Raw genomic sequence first — 14,727 nt, forward strand, 5'->3', positions numbered from 1 at the left:
CCGGTTGCTAGTCGCGAGCGTCCACCGCAACCGGCACGAGATCGATGTCGAGCGCGACCGACGCCGCGTCGCGTGGACGCTCGAAGCGCACGAGCACGATGCCGCCGAGGATGAGCAGCCCGCCCGCAGCCTGCAGCGGACCGATCGCCTCGCCCAGCACGAACCACGCGACGATCGCCGCGAAGATCACCTCGGAGAGCCCGAGGAACGACGAGAGGCGCGTACCGAGCAGGCGGATGGCGCTGATGCCGGCGACGTAGGCGAACGCCGTCGAGACGAGGCCGACCGTCAGCACCGGCAGCCACCACGGCGCGACCGTGCCGAAGTACTGCACGTCGACGAGCTCCGCCGAGAACGGAACCACGCCGACGATGCCCAGCGCACCGAGCACGATGGCACCCACCACGAAGCCGCTCGCAGCGAGCGAGATCGGGGGGACCGAGGCATCCGCTCGCTCGCCGAGCACGTAGTAGACGCAGACGCCGACCATCGCGACGCCAGCCAGCAGCAGTCCGACGACGTCGAGGCCGCCGCCGCCCGGACCGATCACGAGGTAGAGGCCCGTGATCGCGAGCACCGAGCCCGCGATGACGACGAACTGCGGCGCCCGGCGCTGGCGGGCCCACGCGACGAGCACGAGCGCGACCGGCGCCAGGTACTCGATCAGGAGCGTCGTGCTGACGGGGATGAGCGCGATCGAGGCGTAGAAGGCGACCTGGGTGCCGACGACGGCGATGAGCGCGTACGCGAGCACGGTCCAGCGGGCTCGCCAGAGCGGCCGGAGGTCGAACTTCAGGGCGATGAGGCCCGGAACGATGAGGGCGAGCGCTGCGACGCTGATACGTGCGAAGACGGCGGCGCCGGGCGACCAGCCCGACTCCAGGAGGGGCTTCACGACCACGCCGCCGGCGCCGAAGGCGAGACCTGCGGCGAGACCCAGGACGATGCCGAGGACACCCTTCGAGCCGCGCATCGGCGTCTCCTTCTCAGTCGGGGATTCGTGGCCATGTCATGACCGAACGACGTTATGCTCGTGACAGTACCGCCAACGGATGTCAGGAGTCAAATGATCTTCACCGATGACGCGATCGCGGCACTCGGCTTCGTCGCCGCCCTGGCCGACACCGTGCCCGAGGCATCCGAATCAGGCGCCGACGAACTCTCGACGCCCGAGCAGCTGAGCGCGATCCTCGACGCGTGGTGGTACTCGGGCCGGCGCGACGGCACCGCCGCCGAGGTCGCCGAGGTCGCCGCAGCGCGCGACCGGCTGCGGGTGCTCTGGCGCCTCGATCGCGACGACGCGGTGAACGAGGTGAACGCGATCCTCGACGAGGCCAACGCCCTGCCCCGGCTCGTGCGGCACGACGACCTCGACTGGCACGTGCACGCGACCAGTCAGGACGCCCCGCTCGCCTCCCGCATCCTCGTCGAGGCGGCGATGGCCTTCGTCGACGTCATCCGCGCCGATGGCATGGATCGCCTGCGGGCGTGCCAGGCCGACGACTGCGCGGGCATCTACGCCGACCTGTCGAAGAACGCCTCGCGCCGCTACTGCAGCACTCGCTGCGGCAACCGCATGGCCGCTCGGGCGCACCGCGCACGCGTCGAGTAGGGAGTAGGGAGTACGCGCTCGACCGTCGGCCCCTCGCCCCGCGAGTCGGCGGACATTCCCAGCGACACGCCGCACGCGACCTCACCGACACGGCGTGTCGCGCGAAGCATCCGCAGACTCGCAGATGTCCGGTCGCCTCGATCCGGCGGACCACCCCGGGGATGACGAAAGCCCCCGGCCACTGGGTGGCGGGGGGCTTTCGCAAGAAGCTCGCGGTATCAACGAGAGCCGCAGCGGTGAAGCTGCTTAGCGGCGCAGGCCGAGACGCTCGATGAGCTTGCGGTAGCGGTTGATGTCCACATCGGCGAGGTAGCCGAGCAGACGACGACGCTGACCGACGAGGAGGAGCAGGCCACGACGCGAGTGGTGGTCGTGCTTGTGCTCCTTCAGGTGCTCGGTGAGGTCCTTGATTCGCTTCGTGAGGAGCGCGATCTGGACCTCGGGGGATCCAGTGTCACCGGGGTGCGTCGCGTACTCTTCGATGATCGCCTTCTTGACATCGGATTCAAGTGCCATAGATGGGATCCCCTTTCTTCTAGTTGCGCGCTGCCCGTAGCAGATTGCCCGGGCTCTCTTTGTGCGCGGCCGTCATGACGGCAACCTCAATACTCTACCAGAGCGGATGCCTCGCGGCCGACCCGCGTGGTTCGTCACGCCAGCCCGATGACCGCCTTGCCGAGCACGGCGCCCGACTGCAGCCGGGCGAGCTGGTGCGGCACCTGCTCGAGCGGGTGCGGGCCGTCGATGATCGCGCGCAGCTGCCCTGCCGCGGCGAGCGCGGCGATCTCGGGCAGGTCGCGGTTCGGCACGGCGGCGAGCAGGCGGATATGCCGTGCCGCCTCCGGGTCGGCATCGGTCCCGGCCTGTCGACCGGAACGGGCACCTGCGAAGAGCACCTGGGCGATACGTCCCGGACTTCCGCCGATGTACGCGGCTCGCCCGCCGTCGGCGAGCAACTCCTTCGCCTGAGCCGGCGGCAGTGCCCCGACGACGTCGAGCACGAGATCGAAGGCGTGGCGCGAGTCTGCACCGTCGGGTACACCAGCGGCGACGACGTCGGCCCCGAGCTCGGCGAGCGCGTCGAGCTTCCACACCGCACGCTCGACGGCGGTCACGTGGGCGCCGCCGCGCTTCGCGAGCTGGATCGCGAACGTGCCCACTCCCCCGCCGGCGCCGACGATGAGCACGCGCCGGCCCCGCAGTGAACCGCCCGACGAGCCATCCGGCGCCACGGCCTCTGCACCTCCGAGCGCCTGCCAGGCCATGCTCGCGGCCTGCGGCAACGCGGCGGCCGTGAGGTCGTCGAGCCCGACCGGCCTCGCCACGACCGCGTCCTCGCGCGCGACGACGAGGTCGGCGAAGCCGCCCCAGCCCGCCGCGGAGAGTTCCCCGACCACGGCATCGCCGACGCGATGGCGGCTCGCACCCGGCCCGACGGCGACGACGGTGCCCGAGACATCCGAGCCGATCACCCGACGCTTCGGGCGGAACGGCGACTCGAGGCGCACGAGCGTCGCCCCGGTGGCGAGGTCGACGTCCCACGAGTTGAGCGACACGGCGGCGACCCGCACCACCACCTCGCCCGCTCCAGCCACCGGATCCGGCAGCTCGGCGAGACGCATGACCCGCTCGGGCGGGCCGTAGCGGTCGAGCGCGATCGCGCGCATGCGCGGCATCCTCTCGTCGTACTCAGGAGCGACCTCCCGATGGTCCGAGACTACCGATCGCGCGGCTGGACGGCACCGGTGCTTGCGGCGCCGCCGCCGGTGCGGGATGCTGCCCGCATGCGGAAGCCAGTTCTCGTCGCGATCGGTTCGCTCGTCGTCATCATGGGCGTCGTCTTCATGTTGCAGGGATTCGGGCTCATCGGCGGCAGCGCCATGACCGGCTCGACGCTCTGGGCGATCCTCGGGCCCATCATCGCCCTCGGCGGCGTGGCGCTCATCGTGATCGGGTTGCGGAGCCGGCCGAAGAGTTGAGCTCCGGCACGGGGTCGCACACCGCTTGGCACGGCGGATGCCCCGGGGCAGACTGACCCCATGGTCTTCGTCATCAAGCGGGTCTACGACCAGGCCGAGGCATCCGACGGCTATCGCGTGCTCGTCGACCGGCTCTGGCCGCGCGGCGTGAGCAAGGCGCGCGCCGAGCTCGACCTGTGGGACAAGGATGTCGCGCCCTCCCCCGACCTCCGCACCGAATGGCACCAGAACCGCGAACGATTCGACGAGTTCGCCGCGCGATATCTCGGCGAGCTCGACGAGAACGCCGCTGCACGGGAGCTCGTCGACCTCGGCGAGAAGCACGACCGGGTCACGCTGCTCTTCGGTGCACGCGACGAGCAGGTCAACCACGCGGCGGTGCTGCTCGAGTGGCTCGGAGAGCACGGGGCATCCGTCGATCGCGGCGACTGACCGCTGCCGGCCCCGACGCTACGGGGCCAGCAGGAAGATCGCCGGCCACCCTGTATGCGCGTACACGATGACCGCGAACACGACGGCGTCGAAGAGCATGTGCACGACGAACACGTACGTGAGCGATTTCGTGAGCTTGAACGTGTAGCCCTGGATGAGCGCGAACGGGATCGTGAGCAGCGGCCCCCACGACTGATACCCGAGCTCCCACAGGAACGACACGAACACGATCGACTGCAGCAGGTTCGCCTGCCACGACGGGAAGTGCCGGCGCAGCAGCACGAAGACCGTGCAGATGAAGAAGAGCTCGTCCCACGTTCCCACGGCGGCGACGCCGACGAAGAGGCGCGCGATGGTATCGGGCTCGGTCACGGTCGGCCAGTTCTCGTACACACCAGAGGTGATGAAGTAGAACGGCAGGATCAGCCAGCCCGCGAGCGTCACGAAGATCAGGTAGAGCCACTGCGTACGGTTCCAGCGGCGGCCCGTGCGCCACGGGAAGCGGATGACGTGCTCGCGGTACACGAACCGCGAGATGACGTAGGGCACGAGCACGGCGAGGCCGAGCACGACCGCGAATCGCACCATGCCCTCGTCGCTGAGGTCGGCCTTCAGCGACACCGTCGAGATGATGACCTGGCCGACGGCGATGAGCGCGAGGTCGGCGAGGAGGCGCTCGGTGCGGCCCGAGCGATCGCAGAGCCACGCTGCCACGAGCCCGACCGCGAGCATCGCGTAGCCGGCGATCGGCACCATGAACCCGAAGAGCAGCACCGCCGCCCCGCACACGAGCAGGGCCGGCACGAGGGCGATCGGATGCGTCCGCAGCTCGGGCTGCTCGACGGCCTCGACGAGGTTCGCGCTCGGCATCGGCGGCCGGCTACTCGTCGTCGCCGAGGTCGCCGCGACGCGAGGCCGCCGCCCAGCGCGACAGGAACACGGCGCCCGCCTCGTCGTGGATGAGCTCGCCCGCGGTCAGCACGGGATACGAGGTCGCCGGAATGCCCTCGGCCGGTCGCACGTCGACGTGCCGCACCTGCTCCCCGCGTTCGGCGAGCCAGTCGGCCATGCGGTAGTCGCCGCGCGAGTCGCCCATCGTGCGCCAGTGCTGCGGGCGGATGCCTCTCTCCTCGAGCAACTCGACGGCGCGCGCGGCCCCGAGGTCCTTGCCAAGGCGCACCGACTCGACGTCGGTCGAGATGATCGTCGGGTCGATGCGCCAGTGCACGCGCCCCGCGGCATCCGGTCGCTCGTCGCCCTCACGCACCGTGCCGAAGCCGCGCGCGGCGAGCCCGTCGTGCGCGTGGGCGTCGAAGCGGGGCTGGGCCTCGAGATAGTCGGCGGATGCCACGTGCACGTGCTGCTCGACCGAGACCATCGCGCGCTTGGTGTCGTCGAAGAAGGCGAACTCGTCGAAGTGCGCCTCGACGTAGGCGCGCATGTCGGCGGCGAAGTCGGCCGGCATCGCGAGGTCGAGGTCGACGAAGACCTCGCCGAGGCCGTCACGGTCGATCGCGGCCCAGACCGCGCCCTTCTCGCAGATCGCCCAGACGGGCGCACCCGGCTCGAGACCCGCGGCGAGCAGCGGCGGCACGACCTGCTCGGCGATGAACGCGTCGGAGCGGCCCGTGTTGAAGATCACGGGGTTTCCGGCGTTCGCGAGCTCCGCGAGGTCGCGGGCGATCGACGGGATCGCGATCGAACGCGTCACGGGGCTCGCGATGGGGCCGTCGACGTCGAGCAGGAGGCCGAGGAGCGGGGAGGTCGTCACACGTCAAGCCTATGGGCGGCATGCACGGTGCGGCTCCTCGCAGATGTCGCCGGCTGGTGCGAGCATCGACCCATGCAGCAGATCGTGCCTCCCTACCTGCTCGACCGCATCGCCCAGGCCGCCGCCCCGCGATTCCCCATCGCGGCCGAGGCCGCGAGGCGCGCGCTGCTGCGCGAGCCTCCGGCGCGTCTCGGCATCGAGCCGCTGCCCGGACTGCCGAGCGTGCTCCCCGACGCCCCCTCGGCGCCCGACCGTCGCATCTCCGATGCCGAGGGCCGCGAGAAGCTGCCGGGTCGCCTCGTGCGCCGCGAGGGCGAGCGCGCGACGGGCGACGAGGCGGTCGACGACGCCTACGACGGCCTCGGCGACACGCATCGCATGTTCGAGCGCGTCTTCGGCCGCGACTCGATCGACGGCGCGGGCATGCCGCTCGAGGCGACCGTGCATTTCGGCGACAAGTACGACAACGCCTTCTGGGACGGCGAGCGCATGGTCTTCGGCGACGGCGACGGCGAGATCTTCCGCGGCTTCACCGATTCGCTGAGCGTCATCGGCCACGAGCTGGCCCACGGGGTCACCGAGCACACGGCGAAACTGCGGTACCAGGGGCAGTCGGGCGCGCTCAACGAGCATGTCTCCGACGCGTTCGGCGCGCTCGTCGAGCAGTACGCGCTCGGCCAGGACGCGGAGGCGGCGAGCTGGCTCATCGGCGAGGGCATCTTCACCGACGAGGTGCAGGGGCGGGCGCTGCGTTCGATGATCGAGCCCGGCACCGCCTACGACGACGACGTGCTCGGCCGCGACCCGCAGCCCGGGCACCTGCGCGACTACATCGAGACCGACGACGACAACGGCGGCGTGCACCTGAACTCGGGCATCCCCAACCGGGCGTTCGCGCTCGCCGCGACCGAGCTCGGCGGCTTCGCCTGGGAGCACGTCGGGCGCATCTGGTACGACGTGCTCACCTCGGGCCGGCTGTCGCCCGACGAGGACTTCGCCGGATTCGCGGCGGAGACCGTGCGCTCGGCGCGCGAGCGCTTCGGCCCCGAAAGCCGCGAGGAGCTGGCCGTCATGCACGGCTGGTCTGCGGTCGGCATCGAGGTGCCGCCCGCCGGGTAGCGTTCACCGGCCGCGTTCGTCGACCGCGGAGTACGATCACCCCATGGACGTCATCGTGTCCCGGAGCGGGGGCCTCGCCGGCACCCGGCTCACCTGGGAGGTTCGCGTCGACGAGCAGCCCGACCCCGACGAGTGGTACATCCTCATCGACGAGATCCCGTGGGGCGAACCGCCACCGGTGCCTCCCGAGCCCGACCGCTTCGTCTACCGCATCCGCTGCGAACCGCATGAGGCGACGCTCGCCGAGCGCCAGCTCACGGGGCCGTGGCGTCAGCTCGTCGATCGGGTGCAGGAGACGACGGATCCGAAGCGGCTCGGCGCGCCCGAATCGCGGCCACCACGCCCCACGCGATGAGGCCCTGCGCCGCCAGGTAGGTCGACATGACGACGAAGTCGTGCGCGGCGAACTCGTACCCCGGCAGGAACCTGCCGAGGGCGAGCACCGAGTCGGAGACGATGAAGAACGCTCCGCCGAGCACGACCCACCTGCCGTGCATCGACGCGCACATCGCCATCGTGCCGATGGCCGCCGCGTAGAGCACGATCGGGGCGGCGAGCGCCCCCGCGTGCGGCAGGAGCAGGCCGAGCATGACGATCATCCATGCCCAGTAGGCGTACGACCAGACGGGAGGGCGGCGACGGGCACGCGGCATCCGCAGGAAGAGCACGATGTAGACGACATGCGCGAGCAGGAACGAGGAGAGGCCCGCCACGAACCATCCGTCGCCGGGGAACGACAGCAGCACGTCGCCGCCCCACGAGAAGGCGATGCCCGCCAGGAGCAGCGGCGCGGGCGCGCGGAGCGGCCGCGCGAGGAGCACGACCGCGAGGGCGAGCAGCGGCATCAGCAACGCCTTCGTGGCCGTCACGCTCCACGCCGGCCCGACGTACAGCAGCACGAGGTGCAGCGCCGAGACGACGAGGTACGGGATGAACGCAGGCAGCACCCCCGAATCGTAGCCGAGCGCGACGAAGGCCGGTGGGCTCGCGCCCACCGGCCTTCGCAGTGATCGGGAGTCGGCTCAGCTGACGCCGAGCAGGTCGATCACGAAGATGAGGGTCTTGCCCGACAGCTGGTGTCCGCCGCCGGCGGGGCCGTATGCCTGGTGCGGGGGAACCGTGAGCTTGCGGCGGCCGCCGACCTTCATGCCGGGGATGCCCTCCTGCCAACCGCTGATGAGCGCCTGGAGGGGGAAGTTGATGGACTGGCCGCGACCCCACGAGGAGTCGAACTCCTCGCCGCTGTCGTACTCGACGCCGAGGTAGTGCACGTCGACGGTCGAGCCGGGCTGCGCCTCTGCGCCGTCGCCGACGACGATGTCTTCGATCACCAGCTCGACGGGGGCCGGCCCCTCGGGAGCGTCGATCTCGGGCTTGCTGTTCGTATCGGTCATGCATCAAGTTGAGCAGGTTCGCGGGCTCGTCGCAATCGCGGACGAACGTCCACCCCCCTCTTGCGCTGACTGCGAACACGTTGCACGCTTGAGACCTAGAACTCGTCGCCCCGTAGAGATGTCGGCCATGCCACACCACAGGGCGGCGAGTTTTTTGCCCCGAGATCCGGCTGTTTCGTCCACCGGGCAGCGGATGCCTCAGCTCAGCAGCACCCGGCGATCGACGACGATCGCGTCGAGCAGGCCCCGCTCGTCGGCGAACGTGCGTTCGTTCGCGAGCCCGGTGGCGATGCGCTGGCGGGTGAACGCGAGGTGCGTGGCATCCGTGACGAGCTTCCGCATGACGCGGGTGCGCGCGGGCGTCTGCGACTTCGCCCACGCCTTCGCCTGACGGCGGCCCGCCGGCGTGGCGAGCATCTCGACCTCCGCCGGACTGAACCACCCGGCGGCGCCGTACTCGGCGAGCCGGTGGCGGGTGACCCGCACCTCCTGCCGGCGGAGGAGCACGGTCAGCACGATCGCGGCGATGAAGATCGGCACCTGCACCGTGAAGTAGAGGCCGATCGCGTCGTCGGCGAAGGTGAGCGAACCGTTCCAGAGGGCGTGCAGGGCGATCGCGCCGAGGAGGCCCAGCAGGAACCATCCGACGACGCCGGCTCCCCCGCCGCGCCTGGCGCCGATGCCGATCGCGAGGCCCGTGCACGCCGTGAAGAGCACGTGGGCGAAGGGAGAGAAGAGGCCGCGCACGATGAAGGTGGCACCGAGGGTCTCTGCGCCGCCTTCGGCGAGCGCGGCGCCGAAGTAGAGCACGTTCTCGGTGAAGGCGAAGCCGGCGGCGACCGTCGCGGCGTAGACGAGCCCGTCGACAGGGCCGTCGAAGTGCGAGCGCGAGAAGGCGAAGATCAGGAGCACCCCGAGCCCCTTCGCGACCTCCTCGACGATCGGCGCCTGCACGACCGCCTGCAGCGCCTCGTCGGTCGCTCCGCCGGGTTCGGCGAAGGCCATCGCGAGCTGCAGCCCGAGGTCGACCACGAGCGCGATCGCCACCGACACGGCAGCACCCCAGAGGAAGGCGAACCACAGGGCCCAACGCGGCTCGGGTTCCCAGCGATCGACCCAGCGCACCGCGAGGAGCACGAGCGCGAGCGGCACGAGGGCGAGGAGCGAACCGATGAGGAGCGTCGACACCCCGAGCCCCACGGCGAGGTAGGCGAGCACCAGCAGGCCGACGAACCCCGCGACGACGATCCCGATGACCGCGAAGAGCAGCCCGCCGCTGCGCGCCTTCGGCGGCGCCGTCCAGATCGGCGGCGCCGGCGACGGGTTCACGGCGGGTTCAGGGGCTGACTGCGGGGCCACGGAGGTCACCGGGGCAGCCTATCGAGCGGCGGGGTCCTCGGACACGTCGGTCGCGACGCGCTCGTCGAACATGACACCCGGGTTCAGGATGCCTCGCGGGTCGAAGAGCGCCTTGATGCCGCGCTGCAGTTCGTACGAGTCGTCGCCGAGCTCGTCGGCGAGCCAGCGCCGCTTCAGGATGCCGACCCCGTGCTCCCCGGTGAGCGTGCCGCCCAGAGCGACGGCGGTGCGGAACATGTCGTCGGCCGCGGCCCACACGTGCTCGGGCACCTCGTCGCCGGTGAAGACGAAGTTCGGGTGCAGGTTGCCGTCGCCGGCGTGCGCGATCGTCGGGATCTCGATGCCGTGGCGCCGGCCGATCTCCTCGATCGCGCGGAACATCTCGGGCAGGCGCGAACGCGGCACGGCGACGTCCTCGATGAGCACCTGGCCCGAGGCGGCGAGCGCCGGATGCATCGCGCGGCGGATGCCGAGGAGGCGGTCGCCGGCCGCGGCATCCGCCGAGAGGCTGACCCGGCCGCCGGCCGCGGCGAACAGGCCTGCGATCTCGTCGGCCTCGTCGGCGGCCCCTGCCCCATCGCACTGGGCGAGCAGGAAGGTCTCGGATGCGCCGAGCGACTCGAGCGGCGTGCCCGCGATGCCGTCGGCGCCGAGGTACGCGGCGACGCGCGCGAGCCCCGCGGCGTCGATGAGTTCGAGCACGGCGGGCCGGAGGCGCGCCGCGGTGACGGCAGCGCATGCCGCGGCGGCCGCCTCGACGTCGGGGAGCACCGCGGCGACGGTGACCGTCTCGCCGGGCGTGATCGGCCGCAACCGCACGGTCGCCTCGACGATCACCCCGAGCGTGCCCTCCGAGCCCGTGAACAGCGCGGTGAGGTCGTACCCCGTGACGCCCTTGACGGTGCGGTGGCCGGTGCGCAGCAGGCGCCCGTCGGCGAGTACCACCGCGAGGCCGAGCACGGCCTCGCGGGTCACGCCGTACTTCGCGCAGAGGAGCCCGCCGGCGTTCGTGGCGATGTTGCCGCCGATCGAGGAGATGGCACGGCTCGCCGGGTCGGGGGCGAACCACAGGCCGAGCGGGGCGAGCCCGTCGTTGAGGTCGCCGTTCAGCACCCCGGGCTCGACGACCGCGAGCTCGTCGGCCTCGGAGATCTCGAGCACCCGGTTCATGCGCGAGAGATCGAGCACGATCGCGCCGGGGCTCGCGATGGCCCCGCCTGCCAGGCCCGTGCCCGCGCCCCGCGGCACGACCGGGGTGGAGGTCTCGTGCGCGATGCGAATGACCGCCTGCACCTCGGCGACGGATGCCGCGTGCACGACCGCGATCGGCGGGGTGGCGCTGCGCCACCCCGATCGGTCCTCGCGAACCGCGTCGAGATCAGCGGACGCGGTCGAGACGGCGGCACCGAGGGCGTCTCGCAGGAGGGTCACGACGGCAGGCGGCATCCCACCACCATACGGCTCGGCGCTCATGTCCGATTCCCGCTGGTCGATGTCGGCCGGTCATGACAGGCTGGTCGCATGACGAGCACCGCCAGCACCGCCTCCGCCCGTCGCCGGCTGCACGGCGACCCGCTCGACGACCCCGAGTTCGCCGAGCGGTACCGTGCGATGCAGGCGCGCGACGCCCGTTTCGACGGGCAGTTCATCACGGGCGTGCACTCGACGGGCATCTACTGCCGGCCGAGCTGCCCGGCGGTCGCCCCGAAGGCGTCGAACGTGAGCTTCTACCTCACCGCCGCCGCGGCGCACGAGGCCGGGCTGCGGGCCTGCAAGCGCTGCCTGCCCGACGCGGTGCCCGGCTCTCCCCAGTGGGACCTCCGCGACGACCTCGCCGCACGCGCCATGCGCCTCATCGCCGACGGCGTCGTCGAGCGCGAGGGCGTGCCGGGGCTCGCTGCCCGGCTCGGCTACACGCCGCGGCACCTCACGCGCGTGCTCACGGCAGAACTCGGCGCCGGACCGCTCGCCCTCGCTCGGGCGCATCGGGCGCAGACCGCGCGCGCGCTGCTCACCTCGACGGCGCTCCCCGCTGCCGACGTGGCCTTCGCCTCGGGCTTCGGGAGCATCCGGCAGTTCAACGACACCATCCGTGAGGTCTACGAGCGGAGCCCGCTCGAGCTGCGTGCCGCGGCTCGCGTGCGCGAGCGGCGGCCGAGTTCGGCCGGCGCCGTCCGTGCGACCACGACCGCGGCGTCGACGGCGGGCGGTTCAGCCGGCTCGCCCGACTCGGCTCACGCCGCCATCGACGGCGGGGTGGTGCGACTGAAGCTGCCCGCTCGGCCGCCCTTCGACGCCGCCGGCGTCTTCGACTGGCTCTCGGCTCGCGCCCTCGACGGCGTCGAGCGGGCCGGTGACGACCACTACGAGCGGACCCTCCGCCTGCCGGGCGGCCCGGCGGTCGTGGCGTTCACCGCTTCGGGCGACGCGGCGGCGCCCGCGATCGAGGTCGAGGCGCGCCTCGCGACGCTCGCCGACCTGCCGCCGCTCGTCGCGAGGGTGCGGCGGCTCTTCGACCTCGACGCCGACGCCGTGGCAATCGACGCCGCGCTCTCCCGCGACCCGGCGCTCGCGGCATCCGTGGCCGAGACACCGGGCATCCGCGTTCCCGGATGCCTCGATCCGCACGAACTCGTGTTCCGCGCGCTCATCGGGCAGCAGATCTCGGTGAAGGCGGCCCGCACCGCTCTCGCCCGGCTCGCCGCCGAGCTCGGCGAGCGAGTCGCCCCGTACTCCGACGGGGCGCCGACGACGCTCTTCCCGTCCGCCTCGACCATCGCCGAGCACGGCCACGAGGTGCTCAGGGGGCCGGCGGCTCGCGTGCGCACCATCGTCGACGTCGCGAATCGGCTCGCGTCGGGGTCGCTCGTCGTCGCCTTCGAGCGCGAGCGCATCGAACTGCAGGCCGATCTGCTCGCCGTTCCCGGCATCGGGCCCTGGACGGCCGGCTACGTCGCGATGCGCGTGACACGGGCGCCCGACGTGCTGCTCACGGGCGATCTCGCGCTGCGCAACGGCGCCGAGATCCTGGGGCTTCCGTCGACCGCGAGCGAGCTGGCGACCCTCGGCACGCGGTGGGCGCCGTGGCGCAGCTACGCCTCGATGCACCTCTGGCGCGCCGCTGCGAGAAAGATCTGATGTCTCGGTCGACGGTCGGCTAAGATCGCCGTCATGGCGGTCACTGACGAAGCGATCCTGAAGATCAAGGCGATGATCGTGTCGGGCGAACTGCGCCCCGGCGATCGGCTCGAGCCCGAGAAGGAGCTGAGCGAACGACTCGGACTCAGTCGGTCATCGCTCCGCGAGGCCGTCAAGGCGCTCGAGGTGATCCGGGTGCTCGACGTGCGTCGAGGCGACGGAACCTACGTCACGAGCCTCGAGCCGACCCTGCTCCTCGAGGCGATGAGCTTCGTGGTGGACCTGCACAGCGATCAGTCGGTGCTCGAGATCTTCGCGGTGCGCCGGGTGCTCGAACCGGCGACCTCGGCGCTGGCCGCTCAGAACGCGGAACCCGAGGACCTCGCCCACCTGCACGAACTCCTCGGCAGCGTCGACGCGGCATCCGACATCGAGACGCTCGTCGCGCACGACCTCGACTTCCATCGCGGCATCGCCTCGGCAGCCGGCAACTCGTACCTCGCGGGCCTGCTCGAATCGATGTCGAGCCACACCGTGCGCGCGCGAATCTGGCGCGGCATCACGCAGGAGGATGCGACGGGGCGGACCATCGCGGAGCACGGCGCGATCCTCGCGGCCCTCGAACAGCACGATCACGAGCTGGCGCGCGCGCTGACGCTGACCCACATCGCCGGCGTCGAGAACTGGCTGCGTGCGGCGTTGTGAATCGGCGTCTCGAAGTCAGCACCGTGGGTGCAGCCCGCCGATTCGGCGACCGTGACGAACTTGTGATGCGGACAGCTTGACAATGATCTGATGTTCGCCCATCGTTGGTCATGATCCTATTGGATATTTCATTTCTCAACGTGGAGGAACACCATGGCTGTTCGCACCAAGGCCGCTCGCGGGCTGCTCGCTACCGCGGCAATCGCACTCGCACTCACCACAGCGGCATGTACCAGCAAGGCGGCCGACACCGGCGCAGACTCCGGTGAAGCCGGCGATCTCGCATCGGTGAACGTCGCACTCGTCCCCGGCGGTTCGCACCCCTACTTCCAGCCGTGGAAGGCCGCCGGAGAGGCTGCCGCCGAAGAGTTCGGCCTCGGCTCGACCGTCTTCAACGAGACCGCCGAGTGGGACCAGGCCAAGCAGAACGAGGTCCTGAACTCGCTCGCAGCCCAGGGCGTCAACGCCTTCGGCATCTTCGGCGTCTCGCCGACCGACATCAACACGACCTTCAAGATGCTGAAGGACCAGGGCTTCGCCGTCGGTTCCATCGCATCGTGCCCCGCGGGTGACGTGAACGAGGCCGACTTCTGCCTCTCGACCGACACCGAGGTCGCCGCATACAAGGCTGCGGTCGCAGCCATCGAGGCCATGGGCGGCACCGGAAACCTCGTGCACCTGACGGGCAACAACGTCGACTCGAACACGCAGCGTCGCATCGCCGGCGTCGAGAAGGCCGTCGAGGAGACGGGCGGCGCGGTCACGCTCCTCAGCACCGTCACCGACATCGACGTCGACCTCGGCACGGCGCAGAAGGCCGTCGCCGACCTCCTCGCCGCCAAGGGCTCCGAGATCAACGGATTCGTCTCGACCGCGTACAACCCCGCAGTCGCGTCGGCCTCCGCCGTGAAGGAGTCGGGCCTGCCCATCAAGGTCGTCGCGATCGACGACGACGAGGTCATCCTCGACGGCATCGCCGACGGCTCCGTCTCGGCGACCGTCGTGCAGAACCCGACCGGCCAGGCATTCGTCGGCTCCTGGGTGCTCGCCCAGCTGCAGACCAAGGCCTGCACGGTCAAGGACCCCGGCGTGATCGTGGACTCCGGTTCGTTCGTCGTCACGACCGACAACCTCGAGACCTACACCGACGAGCAGGACGCCGAGTCCGACACGATCATGGACCTGTTCAAGAACGACCTGCTCGACTGCAAGTAACCA

General features: G+C 71.0%; 17 protein-coding genes. 8 read left to right on the forward strand and 9 right to left on the reverse strand.

Going from position 1 to position 14,727, the window contains the following annotated elements; genetic code table 11:
* Positions 1-7 precede the first annotated feature (7 nt).
* On the reverse strand, positions 8-973 hold the full coding sequence (locus tag ESP57_RS16015; protein WP_129232255.1) for an EamA family transporter: 966 nt from the start codon (positions 971-973) through the stop codon (positions 8-10).
* Between the two features lie 93 nt (positions 974-1,066).
* Between ESP57_RS16015 and ESP57_RS16020 the strand changes: the two genes are divergently transcribed.
* Entirely contained in the window at positions 1,067-1,612 is a 546-nt protein-coding gene (locus ESP57_RS16020; RefSeq protein ID WP_207904572.1) for a CGNR zinc finger domain-containing protein, read from the forward strand.
* A gap of 246 nt (positions 1,613-1,858) precedes the next feature.
* On the opposite strand, the gene rpsO is transcribed toward ESP57_RS16020, so the two are convergent.
* A complete protein-coding gene (rpsO, locus tag ESP57_RS16025; protein ID WP_056013748.1) occupies positions 1,859-2,128 on the reverse strand; it encodes a 30S ribosomal protein S15 in 270 nt (89 codons plus the stop codon).
* 134 nt (positions 2,129-2,262) lie between these two features.
* Positions 2,263-3,279, reverse strand: coding sequence for an NAD(P)-dependent alcohol dehydrogenase (locus tag ESP57_RS16030; protein ID WP_165877502.1), 1,017 nt, complete (start codon positions 3,277-3,279; stop codon positions 2,263-2,265).
* Between the two features lie 117 nt (positions 3,280-3,396).
* Here ESP57_RS16030 and ESP57_RS16035 point away from each other — a divergent pair, with 117 nt between their 5' ends.
* Together ESP57_RS16035 and ESP57_RS16040 are read left to right on the forward strand one after the other, a co-directional pair.
* The gene (locus tag ESP57_RS16035; protein ID WP_056014911.1) at positions 3,397-3,591 is read left to right on the forward strand and encodes a hypothetical protein; all 195 of its coding nucleotides are present in this window, start codon (positions 3,397-3,399) and stop codon (positions 3,589-3,591) included.
* A 60-nt stretch (positions 3,592-3,651) separates the two neighbouring features.
* On the forward strand, positions 3,652-4,023 hold the full coding sequence (locus ESP57_RS16040) for a DUF488 domain-containing protein (protein WP_129232257.1): 372 nt from the start codon (positions 3,652-3,654) through the stop codon (positions 4,021-4,023).
* Positions 4,024-4,041: 18 nt separating this feature from the next.
* Here ESP57_RS16040 and ESP57_RS16045 read toward each other — a convergent pair whose 3' ends face one another.
* Together ESP57_RS16045 and ESP57_RS16050 are read right to left on the reverse strand one after the other, a co-directional pair.
* Complete coding sequence (locus ESP57_RS16045) at positions 4,042-4,893, reverse strand: CPBP family intramembrane glutamic endopeptidase (protein WP_056013758.1); 852 nt, start codon at positions 4,891-4,893, stop codon at positions 4,042-4,044.
* Positions 4,894-4,903: 10 nt separating this feature from the next.
* Entirely contained in the window at positions 4,904-5,794 is an 891-nt protein-coding gene (locus tag ESP57_RS16050) for a hypothetical protein (RefSeq protein ID WP_129232258.1), read from the reverse strand.
* A gap of 72 nt (positions 5,795-5,866) precedes the next feature.
* On the opposite strand from ESP57_RS16050, the gene ESP57_RS16055 reads away from it, so the two are divergent.
* Both ESP57_RS16055 and ESP57_RS16060 read left to right on the forward strand, forming a co-directional pair.
* Entirely contained in the window at positions 5,867-6,913 is a 1,047-nt protein-coding gene (locus ESP57_RS16055; protein ID WP_115962497.1) for a M4 family metallopeptidase, read from the forward strand.
* A gap of 43 nt (positions 6,914-6,956) precedes the next feature.
* A complete protein-coding gene (locus ESP57_RS16060) occupies positions 6,957-7,268 on the forward strand; it encodes a protealysin inhibitor emfourin (RefSeq protein WP_115962494.1) in 312 nt (103 codons plus the stop codon).
* On the opposite strand, the gene ESP57_RS16065 is transcribed toward ESP57_RS16060, so the two are convergent.
* From ESP57_RS16065 to ESP57_RS16080, 4 genes are all read right to left on the reverse strand, one after another.
* A complete protein-coding gene (locus ESP57_RS16065; RefSeq protein ID WP_129232259.1) occupies positions 7,168-7,860 on the reverse strand; it encodes a lysoplasmalogenase in 693 nt (230 codons plus the stop codon). The two genes, ESP57_RS16060 and ESP57_RS16065, sit on opposite strands and share 101 nt — an antisense overlap.
* A gap of 75 nt (positions 7,861-7,935) precedes the next feature.
* Positions 7,936-8,307 carry an FKBP-type peptidyl-prolyl cis-trans isomerase gene (locus tag ESP57_RS16070; protein WP_056013771.1) on the reverse strand — a complete coding sequence of 124 codons (372 nt, stop codon included), beginning with the start codon at positions 8,305-8,307 and terminating at the stop codon, positions 7,936-7,938.
* Positions 8,308-8,505: 198 nt separating this feature from the next.
* Positions 8,506-9,675: a PrsW family intramembrane metalloprotease gene (locus tag ESP57_RS16075; protein WP_129232260.1), complete on the reverse strand. Its 1,170-nt coding sequence runs from the start codon at positions 9,673-9,675 to the stop codon at positions 8,506-8,508.
* Between the two features lie 9 nt (positions 9,676-9,684).
* Positions 9,685-11,112, reverse strand: a complete 1,428-nt coding sequence (locus tag ESP57_RS16080) for an FAD-binding oxidoreductase (RefSeq protein ID WP_129232261.1) — start codon at positions 11,110-11,112, stop codon at positions 9,685-9,687.
* Positions 11,113-11,187: 75 nt separating this feature from the next.
* Between ESP57_RS16080 and ESP57_RS16085 the strand changes: the two genes are divergently transcribed.
* The 3 genes from ESP57_RS16085 (at position 11,188) to ESP57_RS16095 (ending at position 14,724) form a co-directional block, all read left to right on the forward strand.
* Positions 11,188-12,804: a DNA-3-methyladenine glycosylase 2 family protein gene (locus ESP57_RS16085; RefSeq protein WP_129232262.1), complete on the forward strand. Its 1,617-nt coding sequence runs from the start codon at positions 11,188-11,190 to the stop codon at positions 12,802-12,804.
* A gap of 33 nt (positions 12,805-12,837) precedes the next feature.
* Complete coding sequence (locus ESP57_RS16090) at positions 12,838-13,509, forward strand: FadR/GntR family transcriptional regulator (protein WP_056013777.1); 672 nt, start codon at positions 12,838-12,840, stop codon at positions 13,507-13,509.
* A gap of 153 nt (positions 13,510-13,662) precedes the next feature.
* A complete protein-coding gene (locus tag ESP57_RS16095; RefSeq protein ID WP_129232263.1) occupies positions 13,663-14,724 on the forward strand; it encodes a sugar ABC transporter substrate-binding protein in 1,062 nt (353 codons plus the stop codon).
* The last annotated feature ends 3 nt before the right edge of the window (positions 14,725-14,727 follow it).

This window comes from Agromyces fucosus (assembly GCF_004134865.1).
In the GTDB taxonomy this organism is placed as follows: domain Bacteria; phylum Actinomycetota; class Actinomycetes; order Actinomycetales; family Microbacteriaceae; genus Agromyces; species Agromyces fucosus.